At 40.4% G+C, this 13,856-nt stretch carries 13 protein-coding genes; 7 read left to right on the top strand and 6 right to left on the bottom strand.

From position 1 onward, the window contains the following. Window positions 1-33: 33 nt before the first annotated feature. Complete coding sequence (locus MTF66_RS07510) at window positions 34-567, bottom strand: lipocalin family protein (protein ID WP_248526946.1); 534 nt, start codon at window positions 565-567, stop codon at window positions 34-36. Between the two features lie 68 nt (window positions 568-635). Here MTF66_RS07510 and MTF66_RS07505 point away from each other — a divergent pair, with 68 nt between their 5' ends. Together MTF66_RS07505 and MTF66_RS07500 are read left to right on the top strand one after the other, a co-directional pair. Continuing rightward, the gene (locus MTF66_RS07505) at window positions 636-1,091 is read left to right on the top strand and encodes a YaiI/YqxD family protein (RefSeq protein ID WP_010388718.1); all 456 of its coding nucleotides are present in this window, start codon (window positions 636-638) and stop codon (window positions 1,089-1,091) included. 1 nt (window position 1,092) lies between these two features. Then, window positions 1,093-1,623, top strand: coding sequence for a hypothetical protein (locus MTF66_RS07500; protein ID WP_010388717.1), 531 nt, complete (start codon window positions 1,093-1,095; stop codon window positions 1,621-1,623). A gap of 22 nt (window positions 1,624-1,645) precedes the next feature. Here the strand turns inward: MTF66_RS07500 and MTF66_RS07495 are convergent, their stop codons facing one another. Beyond that, on the bottom strand, window positions 1,646-2,287 hold the full coding sequence (locus tag MTF66_RS07495) for a LysE family translocator (RefSeq protein ID WP_055012637.1): 642 nt from the start codon (window positions 2,285-2,287) through the stop codon (window positions 1,646-1,648). Between the two features lie 114 nt (window positions 2,288-2,401). Here MTF66_RS07495 and MTF66_RS07490 point away from each other — a divergent pair, with 114 nt between their 5' ends. Then, complete coding sequence (locus tag MTF66_RS07490) at window positions 2,402-2,845, top strand: Lrp/AsnC family transcriptional regulator (protein ID WP_226916194.1); 444 nt, start codon at window positions 2,402-2,404, stop codon at window positions 2,843-2,845. Between the two features lie 290 nt (window positions 2,846-3,135). After that, complete coding sequence (locus MTF66_RS07485; protein ID WP_008110773.1) at window positions 3,136-3,345, top strand: cold-shock protein; 210 nt, start codon at window positions 3,136-3,138, stop codon at window positions 3,343-3,345. A 101-nt stretch (window positions 3,346-3,446) separates the two neighbouring features. On the opposite strand, the gene MTF66_RS07480 is transcribed toward MTF66_RS07485, so the two are convergent. The 4 genes from MTF66_RS07480 to MTF66_RS07465 all read right to left on the bottom strand — a co-directional run bounded on the left by MTF66_RS07480 (window position 3,447) and on the right by MTF66_RS07465 (window position 9,310). Beyond that, window positions 3,447-4,103 carry a class I SAM-dependent methyltransferase gene (locus MTF66_RS07480; RefSeq protein WP_198522923.1) on the bottom strand — a complete coding sequence of 219 codons (657 nt, stop codon included), beginning with the start codon at window positions 4,101-4,103 and terminating at the stop codon, window positions 3,447-3,449. A gap of 9 nt (window positions 4,104-4,112) precedes the next feature. Continuing rightward, window positions 4,113-7,763, bottom strand: coding sequence for an SbcC/MukB-like Walker B domain-containing protein (locus MTF66_RS07475; RefSeq protein WP_248526945.1), 3,651 nt, complete (start codon window positions 7,761-7,763; stop codon window positions 4,113-4,115). Continuing rightward, window positions 7,760-9,007, bottom strand: a complete 1,248-nt coding sequence (locus MTF66_RS07470; protein WP_248526944.1) for an exonuclease SbcCD subunit D C-terminal domain-containing protein — start codon at window positions 9,005-9,007, stop codon at window positions 7,760-7,762. Before MTF66_RS07470 ends, MTF66_RS07475 begins: the two co-directional genes overlap by 4 nt. Before the next feature lie 66 nt (window positions 9,008-9,073). Beyond that, the gene (locus MTF66_RS07465; protein ID WP_010388711.1) at window positions 9,074-9,310 is read right to left on the bottom strand and encodes a hypothetical protein; all 237 of its coding nucleotides are present in this window, start codon (window positions 9,308-9,310) and stop codon (window positions 9,074-9,076) included. Window positions 9,311-9,714: 404 nt separating this feature from the next. On the opposite strand from MTF66_RS07465, the gene MTF66_RS07460 reads away from it, so the two are divergent. The 3 genes from MTF66_RS07460 to MTF66_RS07450 all read left to right on the top strand — a co-directional run bounded on the left by MTF66_RS07460 (window position 9,715) and on the right by MTF66_RS07450 (window position 13,499). Further along, window positions 9,715-12,147, top strand: a complete 2,433-nt coding sequence (locus tag MTF66_RS07460) for a M1 family metallopeptidase (protein ID WP_010388710.1) — start codon at window positions 9,715-9,717, stop codon at window positions 12,145-12,147. A 2-nt stretch (window positions 12,148-12,149) separates the two neighbouring features. Beyond that, the gene (locus MTF66_RS07455) at window positions 12,150-12,644 is read left to right on the top strand and encodes a DUF6702 family protein (protein ID WP_010388709.1); all 495 of its coding nucleotides are present in this window, start codon (window positions 12,150-12,152) and stop codon (window positions 12,642-12,644) included. Window positions 12,645-12,881: 237 nt separating this feature from the next. Then, the gene (locus MTF66_RS07450; protein ID WP_055012630.1) at window positions 12,882-13,499 is read left to right on the top strand and encodes an HAD family hydrolase; all 618 of its coding nucleotides are present in this window, start codon (window positions 12,882-12,884) and stop codon (window positions 13,497-13,499) included. Window positions 13,500-13,856 lie beyond the last annotated feature (357 nt).

The following is a 13,856-nucleotide window of genomic DNA, read 5'->3' as shown; positions in this document are numbered from 1 at the left end:
AGACTATTTATCAATTCAACTTGTAAACCCCCTTTACAGCGCTTTTTGATTTACCCAAATAATTTCATCAGTTGCAAAACCAAGCGCCTTTACTTGGCTTAAAAAGTGCTGCTTAAGCTCTTTGCTTACTGTTGGTGTGCGCGATAAAAACCACAAGTAATCTTTGCTATAGCTCGTTATAAAGGCATACTGATAATCAGGCTGGTCAAGTTCAAAAATAATATAGGCGCCATAAAATGGGCCAAAAAAAGATACTTTAAAATGCCCTGTATCGGCATTTTCAACAAATTTAGCTATGCCTTCAGCTTGGTCCCACAGCTGCTCTTCACTAATAAACCCTTTGTTTAATACCTTTACTGTTCCATCATCGTTAATTGAATAAGTGGCTGTTACTTGCTCCATACCTTGTTCAAAAGAGTGGTCTAATCGTGCTATCTCATACCACTTGCCTTGGTACTTTTCTAAATCAAAGTTTTTAACAGGGGTTATTCCTTCCGGTGCGCTGGTACAGGCACTGAGTAAAAACACGGCGGTAATAAATAATGAGGTTTTAAAAGCGAGCTTCATGTTGTTTCCTTTTCTTTAGAAATTGCTATAGGATCGCTCTAATACTAAAGCAATTTAAAGAATTTAGCATGAAAATTTGGGTTGATGCTGACGCTTGTCCGGTGGTAATAAAAGAAATCTTATTTAGAGCTGCAGAGCGTACGCAAACAGAAACTATACTGGTTGCAAATCATGCCATGCGCATTCCACCGTCAAAATTTATTAGTCGACTACAAGTGTCATCAGGATTTGATGTCGCTGATGATGAAATAGTTAAACGAATTGAAAAAGGTGATTTAGTGATCACTGGAGATATCCCGCTAGCTAGCGAAGTGATTGATAACGGCGGCCAAGCGCTTAATCCGCGCGGTGAGCTTTATACTCCTGAAAACATTCGCTCTTTACTAAATGTACGTGATTTTATGGATACTATGCGCTCAAGTGGCGTAGAAATGAGTGGTGGGCCGCCTCCATTGAGCCAAAGTGACAGACAAAATTTTGCTAACAACCTTGATCGTATTTTAGCGCAAAATAAGAGTAGTTAAGGTGAGCAGCCAGTTAATAGGGTTAGGTGATAATTCATTTAGAGTTGGCGTGTATGTAGCAAAAGCCCCACCTATGCCTTACTTTGAAGCACTTGCGCAGTTAGAGCCTGTGGCTAGTGGGCAAATAAATAGCATAAATCAGCACTGTGGCAATGGCTGGCGAAAAGTCTTTAATGTGTACGCCAAAGTGTTATTTGCGCTGCCAAGCGAGCATTACTCATTTGCTAAACAAGCAGTAAGCTGGCAAGCATATCGAGATGAGCTGTTGTTACAACAGCATAGCGGGACTGCATTACTATTTAGCACACCGGTGCTTACTGAGAGTAAAAACCAGTTGCACATTATTGCTGGGCGAACTCACGCTAAAAACTTAATACAACAAGGTAAATTAAACGCCCAATTTGATTGGCTTGATGATGAGTTTGCTATAGATAAAAGCCAGAATATTATTGTGTGCCCCTATTTTGATTATAGGCAGCTGAGTAATATTAAAATTGCCCGTTTGAGTGAATTAGTGGCTCAGCTAAGATAAGCCACTTTCTCTTTTGCTACTGTTACACGACGTGAGTTAGTTTTTGTGCGCTATCAACTAGCATTAGTGAGCCCAAAATAAACAGTACACATGCCGATGCACGCCCAAACTTAAGGGACAATGCGGGATTGTTACTGAGGATTTTTCTGGCACTTATCCCTATTAACCAATACACCAACGCACAGCCTACTAAATGAATTACACTCAGTACCAGCAATTGTTCAGTGATAGAAAACGATAAAGTTGGCAACACAAACTGTGGTAACAAGGCTAAAAATAACAGCATTACTTTAGGGTTTAAACCACTAATAATAAAACCCTTTCTCATCCACTTTAGAGGGGTGTCTGAGGTATGTTGTTGGCCATCGTTATAGGCAGCAGGCATAGGAGGGAATCGGTACAGTGATGTAGCAATCCAAATTATGTATAAAGCACCGAACAAGGTTAACAGCTTTATAAAAATAGCATGCGATGCTAATAGCGCACCTAACCCTACCACCACAATTAAACTGGCCATTAAATGCCCAAGTATTAACCCTGACACCGCAGGAACAATTTTATCGCCTGCTATTCCTGCACTAATTGTATAAGCCCAATCTGCACCAGGGGTGAGAACAAACAAAATTGATACCAGCCAAAAAGAAAAAATAATATTAATATCCATAGCGCTATAACCTAAAATAAGTGAGTAGCTATTTTATTTCTTTCTGATGAGTAAAAGTTACTGTATTTTACTAATATAAGCGTTCATTTTAGGAAATAATTAACTATGGATACCATGGATAGGAAAATTCTTGCCGAATTACAAGTCGATGGCAGACTTACCCTCTCTGAATTGGCTGATCGTGTTGGGCTAAGCGTGTCGCCCTGTCACCGCCGTGTTAAAGAGCTTGAGAAAAGCAAAGCAATTGTGGGTTACCGCACCGAAATATCACCTGAGAAAGTGGGTTTAAACTTTTCTGCGTTAGTATTTATTACTATTAAAGAGGGCGATAAAGTGTCGCTAAGCAAATTAGAGCAAGCAGTGGATGCTATTCCTCAGATCACCAATGCTCAACGACTATTCGGTACACCTGATTACCTGTTACATGTCGTTACTAAAGATTTAGCCGCGTTCCAACAACTCTACGATGACAAGCTATCAGCCCTGCCAGGTGTACAACGTTTAACCTCAACCATTGTGATGAAAGATATTGTAAGAGCGCGTAATTTGCACTTTTAACAGGTTATGTTTTAACACGAAGTTTAAAAAGTAAAGCCGAGGACACTGTAAAGCCTATTATGAGGGGCTTTACAGTTGTATATAAAAATAAAGTATAAATAAAGCTTGTTATAAACTGTATTGCTGTTATTCTGCTTGCCATCGGGTTGATAGAAAGCCCAGTTTATTTGTAAGTACCACGTTGTTATTAGTAATAATCCTTCGCGATATCCTCAAGTTAAATGTTTGTTTTCTTCCTGTTAAACGCCTATTTTAAGGCAATTTTTTATTTATTTTTTTAGGATATTATTATGTCTAATACAACTACTGGTACTGTAAAATTTTTCAACGAAGCTAAAGGTTTTGGTTTTATTGAGCAAGAGTCTGGTCCAGACGTTTTCGCACATTTCAGTGCAATTTCAGGCGACGGTTTCAAAACTTTAGCTGAAGGCCAAAAAGTACAGTTTAGCGTAACTCAAGGTCAAAAAGGCCCGCAAGCTGAAAACATCGTTTGCATCTAATTTAAAGGGAGTGGGCTTTATAGCGCACTCACCACGCTAAACTAACGTTAAGCGATAAAGCTAATATCAATACGATATTAGCTTTTTTTTTTGCAAAAAATTTATACCACGTACCCACTAAAACCAAGTGCTTTAAAGTACAGTTTTGGAATGCCAAAGCCACATTCATTAAGTAACTCACTAAAACGCATCCGATCAAGCGGGTAAAACTCACGCTCTAAGTTATGTGCCATTTGCGTTTTTCCTGCTTCACTAAGGCCAAGCTCTTTGCATGTATTAAGTTGTGCCTCTCGTTCAAACGGGGTTTCTGGGCGCATTAAATCAGCAATAAATACTGGTGCGGATTTTTTAAGATTGTTTTTAATCCCCTTTAATAACTGCTTCTTATCGCCGTTATCTTCAACAAAATGCATCACCAATAAACATAATACCGCGTCGGCTTTAACTTTTAATTTATCTACTGGTTGGCACTCAATGCTGATACGTGCATCAATACCTTGCTCTATAAAGCGTTGCTTAGCAATGGCTAACATGTCGGCCGAGGTATCTTGAGCGGTAAACTGCCATGTAGAATTAATATTCGCCAGCGCTGCGATTTCTTTACCTGTGCCTGCGCCTACCACTAAAATATGGGCGTTATCAGTTAACGTAGCGCTTAGCTGTGCGTTGGTTAGTTGATGTAATAGCTCGTAACCTGGGACTAAGCGGGTAATACGGTTATCATACTCTTGTGCTTCTTCGCCTGTAAAAGTGGGCATACTATTTCCTTAAATTACGTTTATGGTGGAGTATCCACCCGGTTTTTTAGCGACATGAATTTGCGTTGCAACGCGTTCGCTCATTTCACTTACATGTGAAATCACACCGACCTTTCTACCTTGCGCTTGCAGTGAATCTAGCGCGTCCATTGCAATACTGAGTGTTTCACTATCTAGTGTACCAAAGCCTTCGTCAACAAATAACGAGTTAATTTGCACTTTGTTTGAAGATAAAGAGGCCAGCCCTAATGCAAGTGCCAATGATACTAAAAACGACTCTCCGCCAGAGAGTGTGTTTACAGAACGTTGTTCATCGGCCATATCGCGGTCAATAATCGCTATATCAAGTGAATCAGCTATTGCTGTGAGTTCGTAACGCTTATTCAGCGTTTTTAAATGGCTATTAGCATAATGCAGCAATATTTTTAGTGTTTGTGTTTGCGCTAAATTACGCATTGTTTTGCCGGTTGCATCACCGAGCACTTTATTAAGTAAATGCCATTGTTCTACTTGTTGTTTAAGCTTGCTTAGCTCAGCCTGCTTGCCCTCAAGAGCTTTTGCATTTTGGTTGTGCTGCTCGATGGCAGTATTAATCGTAAGTAAGTTATTGTGTAATTGTGTTTGCTGCACAGTTAATTGAGTTTGTTGCTCAATTAACTGTGCTTCGCTGTGTGCTGGCTTATTATTTTGCTGATGCTGCTCATTGGCATTTTGCTGTTGTTTTAGCGCGGCATGAGCATCAACTAATGCTTGAGATAACTGCTCGCTATGCTTTAGCTGCTCTTTAATATCGTCATTACTTATAGCCAGTAGCATCTCGATTTGCTGATGGCTAATATCAGCATAAAGCGCGCTAAATTCTTCAAACCAAGCACTATAGCGTGTTTCAAGTGTGGTTAGCTCTTGGCTGTTATCGGCGAAGCGCTGCTCAAGGTTTTTAAGCGTAATAGCGTGCTCATCGCGCTGTTTTACGGCGCTATCGTGTGCCTGTTGACTCTGATTTAATTCACCCTGACACTGCTCTACTTGCCTATTCAGCTGAGCCTGGTAGTCATCAGCGCTGATCGTTTGGTTATCGAATAACGCTAAGCGCTGTTGCTGAGTATTGTTGTGCTGCTGCTGTGCTTTAGTTAAATCGTCGTTGAGCGTGCTAATTCGCTGCTCAGCTTTAGTCATAAGCGGGGTTAGCTGCTGCAGCTGTAAATTGGCGCTGTCTAATTGCTTTTGAGTTTGCTCAAGTTGTAGTTGCTGATGTTGATACTGCTCTACTTGCTCACCTAGCTCGCTTAGCGTTAACGTGTCGGTTTGCAATGCTTGCCAAAATTGACTGTTTTCAAAATGAGAATTCAGCTCACCTATTAGTGCTTCGCGTTGGCTGAGCAATTCCTGGTGCTTATTATTAAGCATGGTGAGCTGATTGTTCAGTTCAACATGCTGGGTATTTAATTGTTGCTGAGCAGTCTGTTCTTTTTTAACCGTGTTTTGCAGTTGGTTAACCGTTTCTTGCAACTGTTTTTGTTGTTTTTGTGCTGAAAAGTACTGCGCTTTTTGCTCGCTTAATTGTTTATGGGTGTCATCAAGCTGCTCAACGCTCAAGTCATTAAGATCTGTTTTAGCCGCTTGCATGGTGTTTTTAATGTCTAACATTTTGGCTTGGGCATCAGCAATCGCTTGGCTTTGCTGCTTATGCTCAGCGACTAAAACAGCATGCTGCGTTTGATGTTGATGTAGCTGGGTTTGTGCATCTAAGTGCTGCTGCTTAGCGCCAGTATAAGTATTTTCAAAGTCGGTTATTAAGTTATTAAAAGGTTGGCTTTGATTATTTGCAAACGGATGCTCAGTGGCTCCACAAACCGCACATGCCTCATTAGGCAGTAGTTGTGCGCGTAAATGTTCAACATGTTCACTCGCACGCAGCCGTGCTTGATTAAGCGATTGCTCGGTGTGTTTAAGTGCTTGCTCTTTTCTGCTTAATTGCTCACGCAGTGTGATGTTAGTTTGTTCACTCTGAGTTAGCTTTTCTGCTGTAGCACTTTGTTGCTGCACTGTGTGCTTTAGTTCTTGATTAAATTGCTTATAACGCGCTCGTTGCTCTTTTAAATAATCAATATTTTTAAGCTGATTATCACACTGCTCAATATTGAATTGCTCTTGCTGTTGGGTGAGCTTATTTAGATTTTGTTGTTCAGTGCTTAGTGCGTGCTCTGCATGTTCTAACTGTTTATTTTGCTCGTTGAGCTTGGTAGCGAGAGTGCTTAGCTGCAAAGTAATAGTTTGCTTTTGTTGCTCGAGTGTTTTTAATTGCGTTGTGGTATTAAAAAACTGCTTAAAGCTGTGATTAAAATAGTTCCAATCAGTGGCCAATGGCTTTAGTTGATTGTTTTCTTGTAACCATTGCTGATGGTGAGTGCTTTGTGTTGTTGCCTGCTCCACGCTGAGATTATTTTGTTGTAACTGCTGTTGTAACTCGTTTAATTGTTGCTGCTCTTTGGCTCTTTGTTGTGTGAGGCTTGTTATACTTTGCGTAAAAATAGCTAATTGACTGTCGAGCTCACGTGCTTTTGTTATGACTGGTTCAGCTGTTTGTTGTTGTTGTTTTGCTGTTGCTAATTCGCTTTGTTGTTTTTTAACCTTACTTGCTTGTTCATTAATAAGCGCGGCATGATCCAGTGCGTTTAATTCCTTTATTTGCGAATTTAACTGGCTGTTTTGCACCGTTAAGCTTTTAAAGCGTTGGCGATTATCTTTAATTTCAAGCGCACTTTGTGCTTGTTTTGCTTGCTCAGTTTGTGCTTTAACCGCATTTAGTGCATCACTTGCTTGTTGCTCGTTTTGTTGAGCCTCTGTTAATGCTTGCTCTAAACTGTGTGCTTGTTTATACCAATTAACACCCTGCTCTGTGCTGGCCAACGTTGTTTTTATGTGTTCAGTTTGTTTTTTAAGTTCATCAAGAGTGTGCTTCTTCTCACTTAGCTCTTCATCAGACAATAACGCATAACTGGCTAAGCTAGCTGTTAGTAATTCAAACTTATCTTTAACTGCTTTATTACGCTCAAATATACGTTGGCCAATTCGACTAAATTTATCGGTGCCGGTAAGGCACTCTAAAAGTTGCGCGCGCTCATCGCCGGTGGCTTTTAAAAAGGCGGCAAACTCATGCTGTGCTAGTAACACTGCACGGGAGAACTGCTCAAAAGTGAGGCCTATTTTATTTTCAATGGCTTTTATGGTGGTACTTTTGTCGGCAATTAAGCTTTCATCCGGTAAGCTATGCAAAGTATGCTCTGCCACTTTTAGTTTGCCGGTTACTTTTTTATGCGTGCGTTGAATACTGTAGCGTGCTCTATAAAGTTGCTGATCTTGGCCGCTAAAGTCCACTTCAGCATAGCCTTCCCATTTCCCACGGCGCAATAAATTACGGGCATCGTTAAGCTTTATGTTGTCGCCATTAAAATCAATTAGGTTGCCTTTATCGCCTTTCAAACGAGCAGTTTTCGTATAAAGCGCTAAACAAATGGCATCAAGTACGGTGCTTTTACCTGCGCCAGTGTCACCTGTAATGGCGAATAAACCTGCGTCTTTGAGTGGTGAAGCTAAAAAGTCGATTTCGGCATCAGCAATGGAGGCTAAGTTATGAATACGTACGGCGGTTATTTTCATAGTAGCTGCTCCTGTTCAAGTTCATCAATAACGTTGGTTAATAGTGCTTTTAATTCACTGGGTACGGTTTCTCCGGCCATATCTTTGTCGTTATTAAAGGCTTGTTCGAGCAAATTAATTGGGTTGAGCATTTCCACAAAGCTTAAATCCTCAAATACCGTTTCTGAAGAATTACTCACTTGCTGATCGCGTACCCGTTCTATACCGCAAAAGTTAACCTGTTTGCCTTTTAGTGCTTGCTCAACTTGCTCACGAAAAGTGGTGTCAATATCACTGGATTTTAGCTTTACTCGTAAGTACGGGGCTATTTCATACTGTTGTGTATCGAGCGCTTTTATTTGCTCACACAGCTGAGCTAAAGGGACGCACTCCCCCTCGGGTAATACAATTACTTCAGCGAGCCTAGGAATGTAAAGGGGGTTTACAGTGGTGCTTAGCGGTTGGTCTTTTTGTACGTTAAACTCAACCACGTTGACTTGATGGGTATATTTCCTTTCTGAAAACGACATTGGAATAGGTGTACCGCTGTAGCGAATGTGCTCATTTTTAGCCACTAACTGCGCTTTGTGTAAATGCCCTAGCGCTACATAATTGGCATGCTTACCAAATACTGACGCAGAAATGGCTTCTTCACCGCCAATAACTAAGTTACGCTCAGAGTCACCAGAAATATTTCCACCTTTGGCATGCAAGTGACCCATAACAATTAAAGGCGTATTTTCAGCGTTAAGCGTTAACGCATGTTCAAGTGCCAGTTGGTAAGCTTTAGCAACGCCTTGTGCGTAACTAGGGCCATTCTCGCTCTGGCTAAGCGTACTTATATCGCTGGTTCGTAAAAACGGCATAGCGATTACTACAGCGTGTTTGTCGTTATTATTAATTGTTATTACCACGTCATTTGGATTGGCGGGATCAAACCGGCCTACAACATGGGTATCAAACTGGGCTAATAAGGGCTGAGCAGCCAAAATACGATTAGCAGAGTCATGATTGCCGGCAATTATGACCACGTGTAATTGTGGGCACTGTGCTTTGGCATTTTTTATAAATTGATAGAGTTGGTTTTCGGCGCTAGCACTGGGGGTGGCAGTATGATAAATATCGCCCGCAACAAGCAATAAATCGATTTGTTGGCTAACGAGGGTGGTTAATAACCAAGAGAAAAAAGCATGATGTTCATGACGGCGATCATGTTCATAAAATTGCTGACCTAAGTGCCAGTCTGAAGTGTGAAGAACTTTCATTTTGCGCTCTTAAAAAACCATAAGAGCGCCAATATACCCAAGGCAATTAAAGATGCAAGTATCGCTTTAGGTTAAAGTATACCAAGCAATAAAAATAACTGGCAAAGCTGCGAGCGCAATTGTTAAAGGCCACTTTAATGCCTTCGCTTTTTTGGCCTGTAATACTGCTAGTGCGTTTGTTTCATTACAAGCAGCCACTTTATCAATATACAGGTAGCCTGAGTTAATATACTGCTTACAATTTTGCACGTCTGCAGGTATTGCAATTAGTTTTTGCTGCTTTTTTAGGACATAAAAATCCATAAACTCACCACACTTAATACGACTAGTTAGAACAAAAAATATTTGAGAGAAACACTAAAAAAGTACCCTCAAATTAAAAAAGTGGGCGATTCTAATTACAAACCATAGTAAAGATCAACCTAAAACTGCGTTTTTTAGTATTTTTAATGAAAATAGCTGTGTTTTTTCATTTTATCTCTACTTTTAGTGATACTCAGCCTATTTTGTAAACCCCCTTTACAGCTTAGTTTTTTATGTAAATTGCTAAACAATTTAGTTAAATGTTGCTGTGTAAAACCGTGTTTTTTATATTTACATAAAGGTGTGGAATATCACCCTATAAAAGTAGGGTTTTATCGCTATTTTATTGAAGCTTAGCTGTAAATTTGTCACAGTAGCGTCACTAAAATCGATCAGGATTAACAATGAAGAAAAATTTATTTACATTGAGTGCGTTTGTATTGCCTTTGGCAATGGCGAGCTCTGTGATGGCCTCATCTGTTGAACAAACTAAAGGCAGTTATGTTGATAAGTTTCGTCAACTAGATGAAGCTTTGCCTACCCCTAATGTTTACCGCAGTGCCGCAGGTGCACCGGCAGAAAATTACTGGCAACAACGGGTTGATTACGATATTGATGTAAAGCTTGATGAGCAAAAGCGTCGTTTAACGGGGAGTCAAACAATTGAATATAAAAATAACTCACCGCATACGCTTAAATATTTATGGCTACAGCTTGATCAAAACATTTTTAAAAATGACTCGATTGCAGAAACCACGCAAACTTTTAAAAGTACCCTACAAAACGAGCCTGATGCTAAGCCTGCTAAATTAAGCTTAGGTGATTTACGTCGTCAGCAGTTTATGAACGACAACGAGCTGGGTTACACCATTAGCAATGTTAAAGATGAAGATGGTAAAGCGCTGCGTGTAACGGTTGTTGATACTCTAATGCGTATAGATTTAAACACGCCACTTAAACCGGGTAAAGATGTTGAGTTTAGCATGGACTTCGCGTTTAACTTGGTTGAAGAAGATGCGGTAGGTGCACGTGCAGGTTATGAACACTTTGAAGAAGACGGTAACGATATTTTCCTAGTGGCACAGTGGTTCCCTCGTTTAGCTGCGTATACTGATTACGAAGCATGGACTAACAAGCCATTTTTAGGCAGCGGTGAATTCACCTTAGAATTTGGCGACTACGACGTTGAAATTACGGTTCCTGCAGATCATATTGTATCGGCAACCGGTAAACTTGATAACCCAAGCTCAGTTTTAACTAGTACTCAGCGCAAGCGTTTAAAAAAAGCTGAAACAGCAAAACGTCCTGTATTTGTAGTTACTGAAGAAGAAGCGCTCGAAAACGAAAAAGCCGGTACAGACAAAACAAAAACGTGGCATTTTAAAGCTGAAAATGTTCGTGATTTTGCATGGGCGTCGTCACGTAAATTTATGTGGGATGCTAAAGGTTACCAACAAGGGGGAAATGAGCAACCACTGGTTATGGCTATGTCGTTTTTCCCTAAAGAAGGTGGCGATTTATGGAAGAAATATTCAACTGAATCTGTGGTACATACCATGGAAGTATATTCAAAATACTCATTTGATTACCCGTACCCAACTGCACAGTCAGTTAATGGTCCTGTAGGGGGTATGGAATACCCAATGATCACTTTTAATGGTCCACGTACAGATTTACAAGACGATGGCACGCGTACTTATTCTCAAGCAGAAAAGCGCTTTTTAATCGGGGTTGTTATCCACGAAGTGGGGCATATTTATTTCCCTATGATTGTAAACTCAGATGAGCGTCAGTGGACCTGGATGGATGAAGGTTTAAATAGCTTTTTAGATGGTGTTGCTGGGCGTGAATGGGATCCAACCATTCCTTGGGGTGTTGAGCCACGTGATATTGTGGCGTACATGAAGTCTGAAACTCAAGTGCCTATTATGACGCAATCAGACAGTGTGCTTCGTTTAGGCCCTAATGCCTACACTAAACCAGCTGCAGCATTAAATATTTTACGTGAAGTTATTTTAGGTCGTGAATTATTTGATTTTGCGTTTAAAGAGTATGCACAGCGCTGGAAATATAAGCGCCCTACTCCAGCTGATTTTTTCCGTACTATGGAAGAAGCGTCAGGCGTTGATTTAGATTGGTTCTGGCGTGGTTGGTTTTACACCACAGACCATGTTGATATCTCGCTTGATAAAGTATATCAATTACGGTTAGACACCAAAAACCCTGATATCGACTTTAAACGTTTACGTGACATTGAAGCGAATAAGCCAAGCTCATTATTTGTTGAGCGTAATCGTGCTGAAGGTAAAAAAACCTGGGTTGAGAAAAATCCAGATGTAACCGATTTTTATGACGAAAACGATCGCTTTACGGTTACTAATAAAGAGCGTAATTCGTACAACAAATTTTTAAAAGGCTTAAAACCGTGGGAGCGTAAAACACTCGATCGCGCATTAGAAGAAGACAAAAACTACTATGTTATGGAGTTTTCAAATCTAGGCGGCCTAGTGATGCCGATTCTTTTAGAGTTAACTTATGAAGATGGCACTAAAGAAGAGCGTTACATTCCTGCAGAAATTTGGCGTCGTAACCACAAAAACGTACAAAAACTGATTATTACCGACAAAAACAAACCGCTCACCTCAGTAACCGTTGATCCGGGTTGGGAAACGGCAGATGTGAATGTAGAAAACAATCACTACCCACGTCGTATTATTCCTTCGCGTATTGAAGTCTACAAACGTGAAAAGAGTAAAGCAAAAGTAAGCCGCGATATCATGCAGGATATTAAAACTGAGCTGAAAAAAGACGAAAAAAATAACGAAGAGGACCAATAATAATGCGATTTTTGCTTATTATTGTTTGCTTTTTAATTGCTGCGCCGAGTATGGCGCATCAATTAAAATCATCCGTTACCACGGTGTTATTTAATCAACGAACTCACAATATTGAATTAATGCATCGCTTTTACTTACATGACACAGAGCATGCTGTTGGCAGTTTATTTCAAGGCAAAGTGGATATCATCAATAACAAGCGTGACCAAAAACGCTTTGCTAAATATGTTGAATCTCATGTTGCTTTGCAAACCTTAACGGGTGAGCCGCTCACACTTAATTATGTGGGTGCACAAGTTGATGGTAAGTTCTTTTGGGTTTACCAAGAAGCGACGATCCCCGATGAGATTGAAGGTGTTAAGATGAGTAATGGCGCATTGCGCGATTTATGGCCTGCGCAAGTCAATATGGTAAATGTTGAAGGGCGAGGAAAAGTAAAAACGTTAAACTTTAGTCAAGACGATACGTGGCTTGAAGCACGATTTGAAACTAACTAACCCACTGTGCACCTTTATAAGGTGCGCACTTTTTTGCTGTATAAATTAGCTGATCGCGTTAATTTACTTCATCGTAAAATCAATATAACAGTTGTTATTCAAACCCAAACTATTGTGTTATCAAATGAGCTATACTAAGAGGGCAATGGACTGAACTCTTTGTAATTGTCTATTGATATACTTTTTATATAAAGCAAATCCAGCAAAATGAGCTAATAACTTAGCGCAAGGAATGAAATGAAAACGCAAATTGAGGCAATCAAAGGTGTTATTTTTGATTTAGACGGAACCTTAGTATCATCAGAATTAAATTTTTCATTGATTAAAGCCCAAGTAGGTTGCCCTGCAGAACTAGACCTACTCGAATATATAGAGCAATTGCCCTCACCCTATATGCGTGAAGAAGCGATGAATATAGTGCATCAGCATGAGCTACTTGATGCGCAAACGGCGACCCTTTTACCCGGCGTTGTTGAAGCTGTTAACGCTCTGCGAGCAAAGAATATTCCTATGGCTATTGTGACTCGTAATTTTGATAAAGCGGCCACACTAAAGTTGCAACACAACCCATTGCCAATAGAAACGGTACTCACTCGAACTGAAGCGCCAGCCAAACCCGATCCGAGTGCTTTATTAATGATTGCAAGGCAGTGGTCCATGCCCGTTGATAACGTTATTTACGTTGGTGATTATTTATATGATATACAAGCGGCCCATAATGCAAAAATGCGAGCCTGTTTATATGCTCCCGATGTAACCCCTGCGTATGCCGAGCAAGCCGACTTTGTGATTCATGCTTTTGATGAATTAGTGTCGTTAGTTGAAAGTTACGCTGAAAAGATTGGGGTCTGTTGACCTTTCAAGGTTGAATTTGCAGCAGTCTGTTTGGTATTTAGGCAAGGCAGAGCCTATGTGGTGTGGTTACTCCCCATAAATAGGCGATAACGCAGCAGCAATGCCAAACAGGCGCTGCCCGAAGGGTTCTGCCTAGGGGCGATTTACTCTTTGTTGCTCGGTTTTGACTTAGCCCACTAGGTTACAAACCTCGCGCCGCGATTAAATTGCCCCTAGTTTGAACAAATAGCAATCCGCAAAGGTTAACAGACCCTAATTATGTTAAATTGCACTGTATTTCATTTCGCTAATAGCATAACGGGTATTATTTAAATTAATACTCAAATGCTTTTGCACAGCATAGCATGTTGAACCACT

The organism is Pseudoalteromonas sp. 2CM39R, assembly GCF_023161845.1.
This window is presented reverse-complemented; position numbering and strand designations above follow the sequence as displayed.

What these genes read in the sequence shown, in the direction of transcription:
- MTF66_RS07510 (WP_248526946.1), bottom strand. Translation starts at nt 567, where the DNA reads ATGAAGCTCGCTTTTAAAACCTCATTATTTATTACCGCCGTGTTTTTA.
- MTF66_RS07505 (WP_010388718.1), top strand. Translation starts at nt 636, where the DNA reads ATGAAAATTTGGGTTGATGCTGACGCTTGTCCGGTGGTAATAAAAGAA.
- MTF66_RS07495 (WP_055012637.1), bottom strand. Translation starts at nt 2,287, where the DNA reads ATGGATATTAATATTATTTTTTCTTTTTGGCTGGTATCAATTTTGTTT.
- MTF66_RS07490 (WP_226916194.1), top strand. Translation starts at nt 2,402, where the DNA reads ATGGATAGGAAAATTCTTGCCGAATTACAAGTCGATGGCAGACTTACC.
- MTF66_RS07485 (WP_008110773.1), top strand. Translation starts at nt 3,136, where the DNA reads ATGTCTAATACAACTACTGGTACTGTAAAATTTTTCAACGAAGCTAAA.
- MTF66_RS07480 (WP_198522923.1), bottom strand. Translation starts at nt 4,103, where the DNA reads ATGCCCACTTTTACAGGCGAAGAAGCACAAGAGTATGATAACCGTATT.
- MTF66_RS07475 (WP_248526945.1), bottom strand. Translation starts at nt 7,763, where the DNA reads ATGAAAATAACCGCCGTACGTATTCATAACTTAGCCTCCATTGCTGAT.
- MTF66_RS07470 (WP_248526944.1), bottom strand. Translation starts at nt 9,007, where the DNA reads ATGAAAGTTCTTCACACTTCAGACTGGCACTTAGGTCAGCAATTTTAT.
- MTF66_RS07465 (WP_010388711.1), bottom strand. Translation starts at nt 9,310, where the DNA reads ATGGATTTTTATGTCCTAAAAAAGCAGCAAAAACTAATTGCAATACCT.
- MTF66_RS07460 (WP_010388710.1), top strand. Translation starts at nt 9,715, where the DNA reads ATGAAGAAAAATTTATTTACATTGAGTGCGTTTGTATTGCCTTTGGCA.
- MTF66_RS07455 (WP_010388709.1), top strand. Translation starts at nt 12,150, where the DNA reads ATGCGATTTTTGCTTATTATTGTTTGCTTTTTAATTGCTGCGCCGAGT.
- MTF66_RS07450 (WP_055012630.1), top strand. Translation starts at nt 12,882, where the DNA reads ATGAAAACGCAAATTGAGGCAATCAAAGGTGTTATTTTTGATTTAGAC.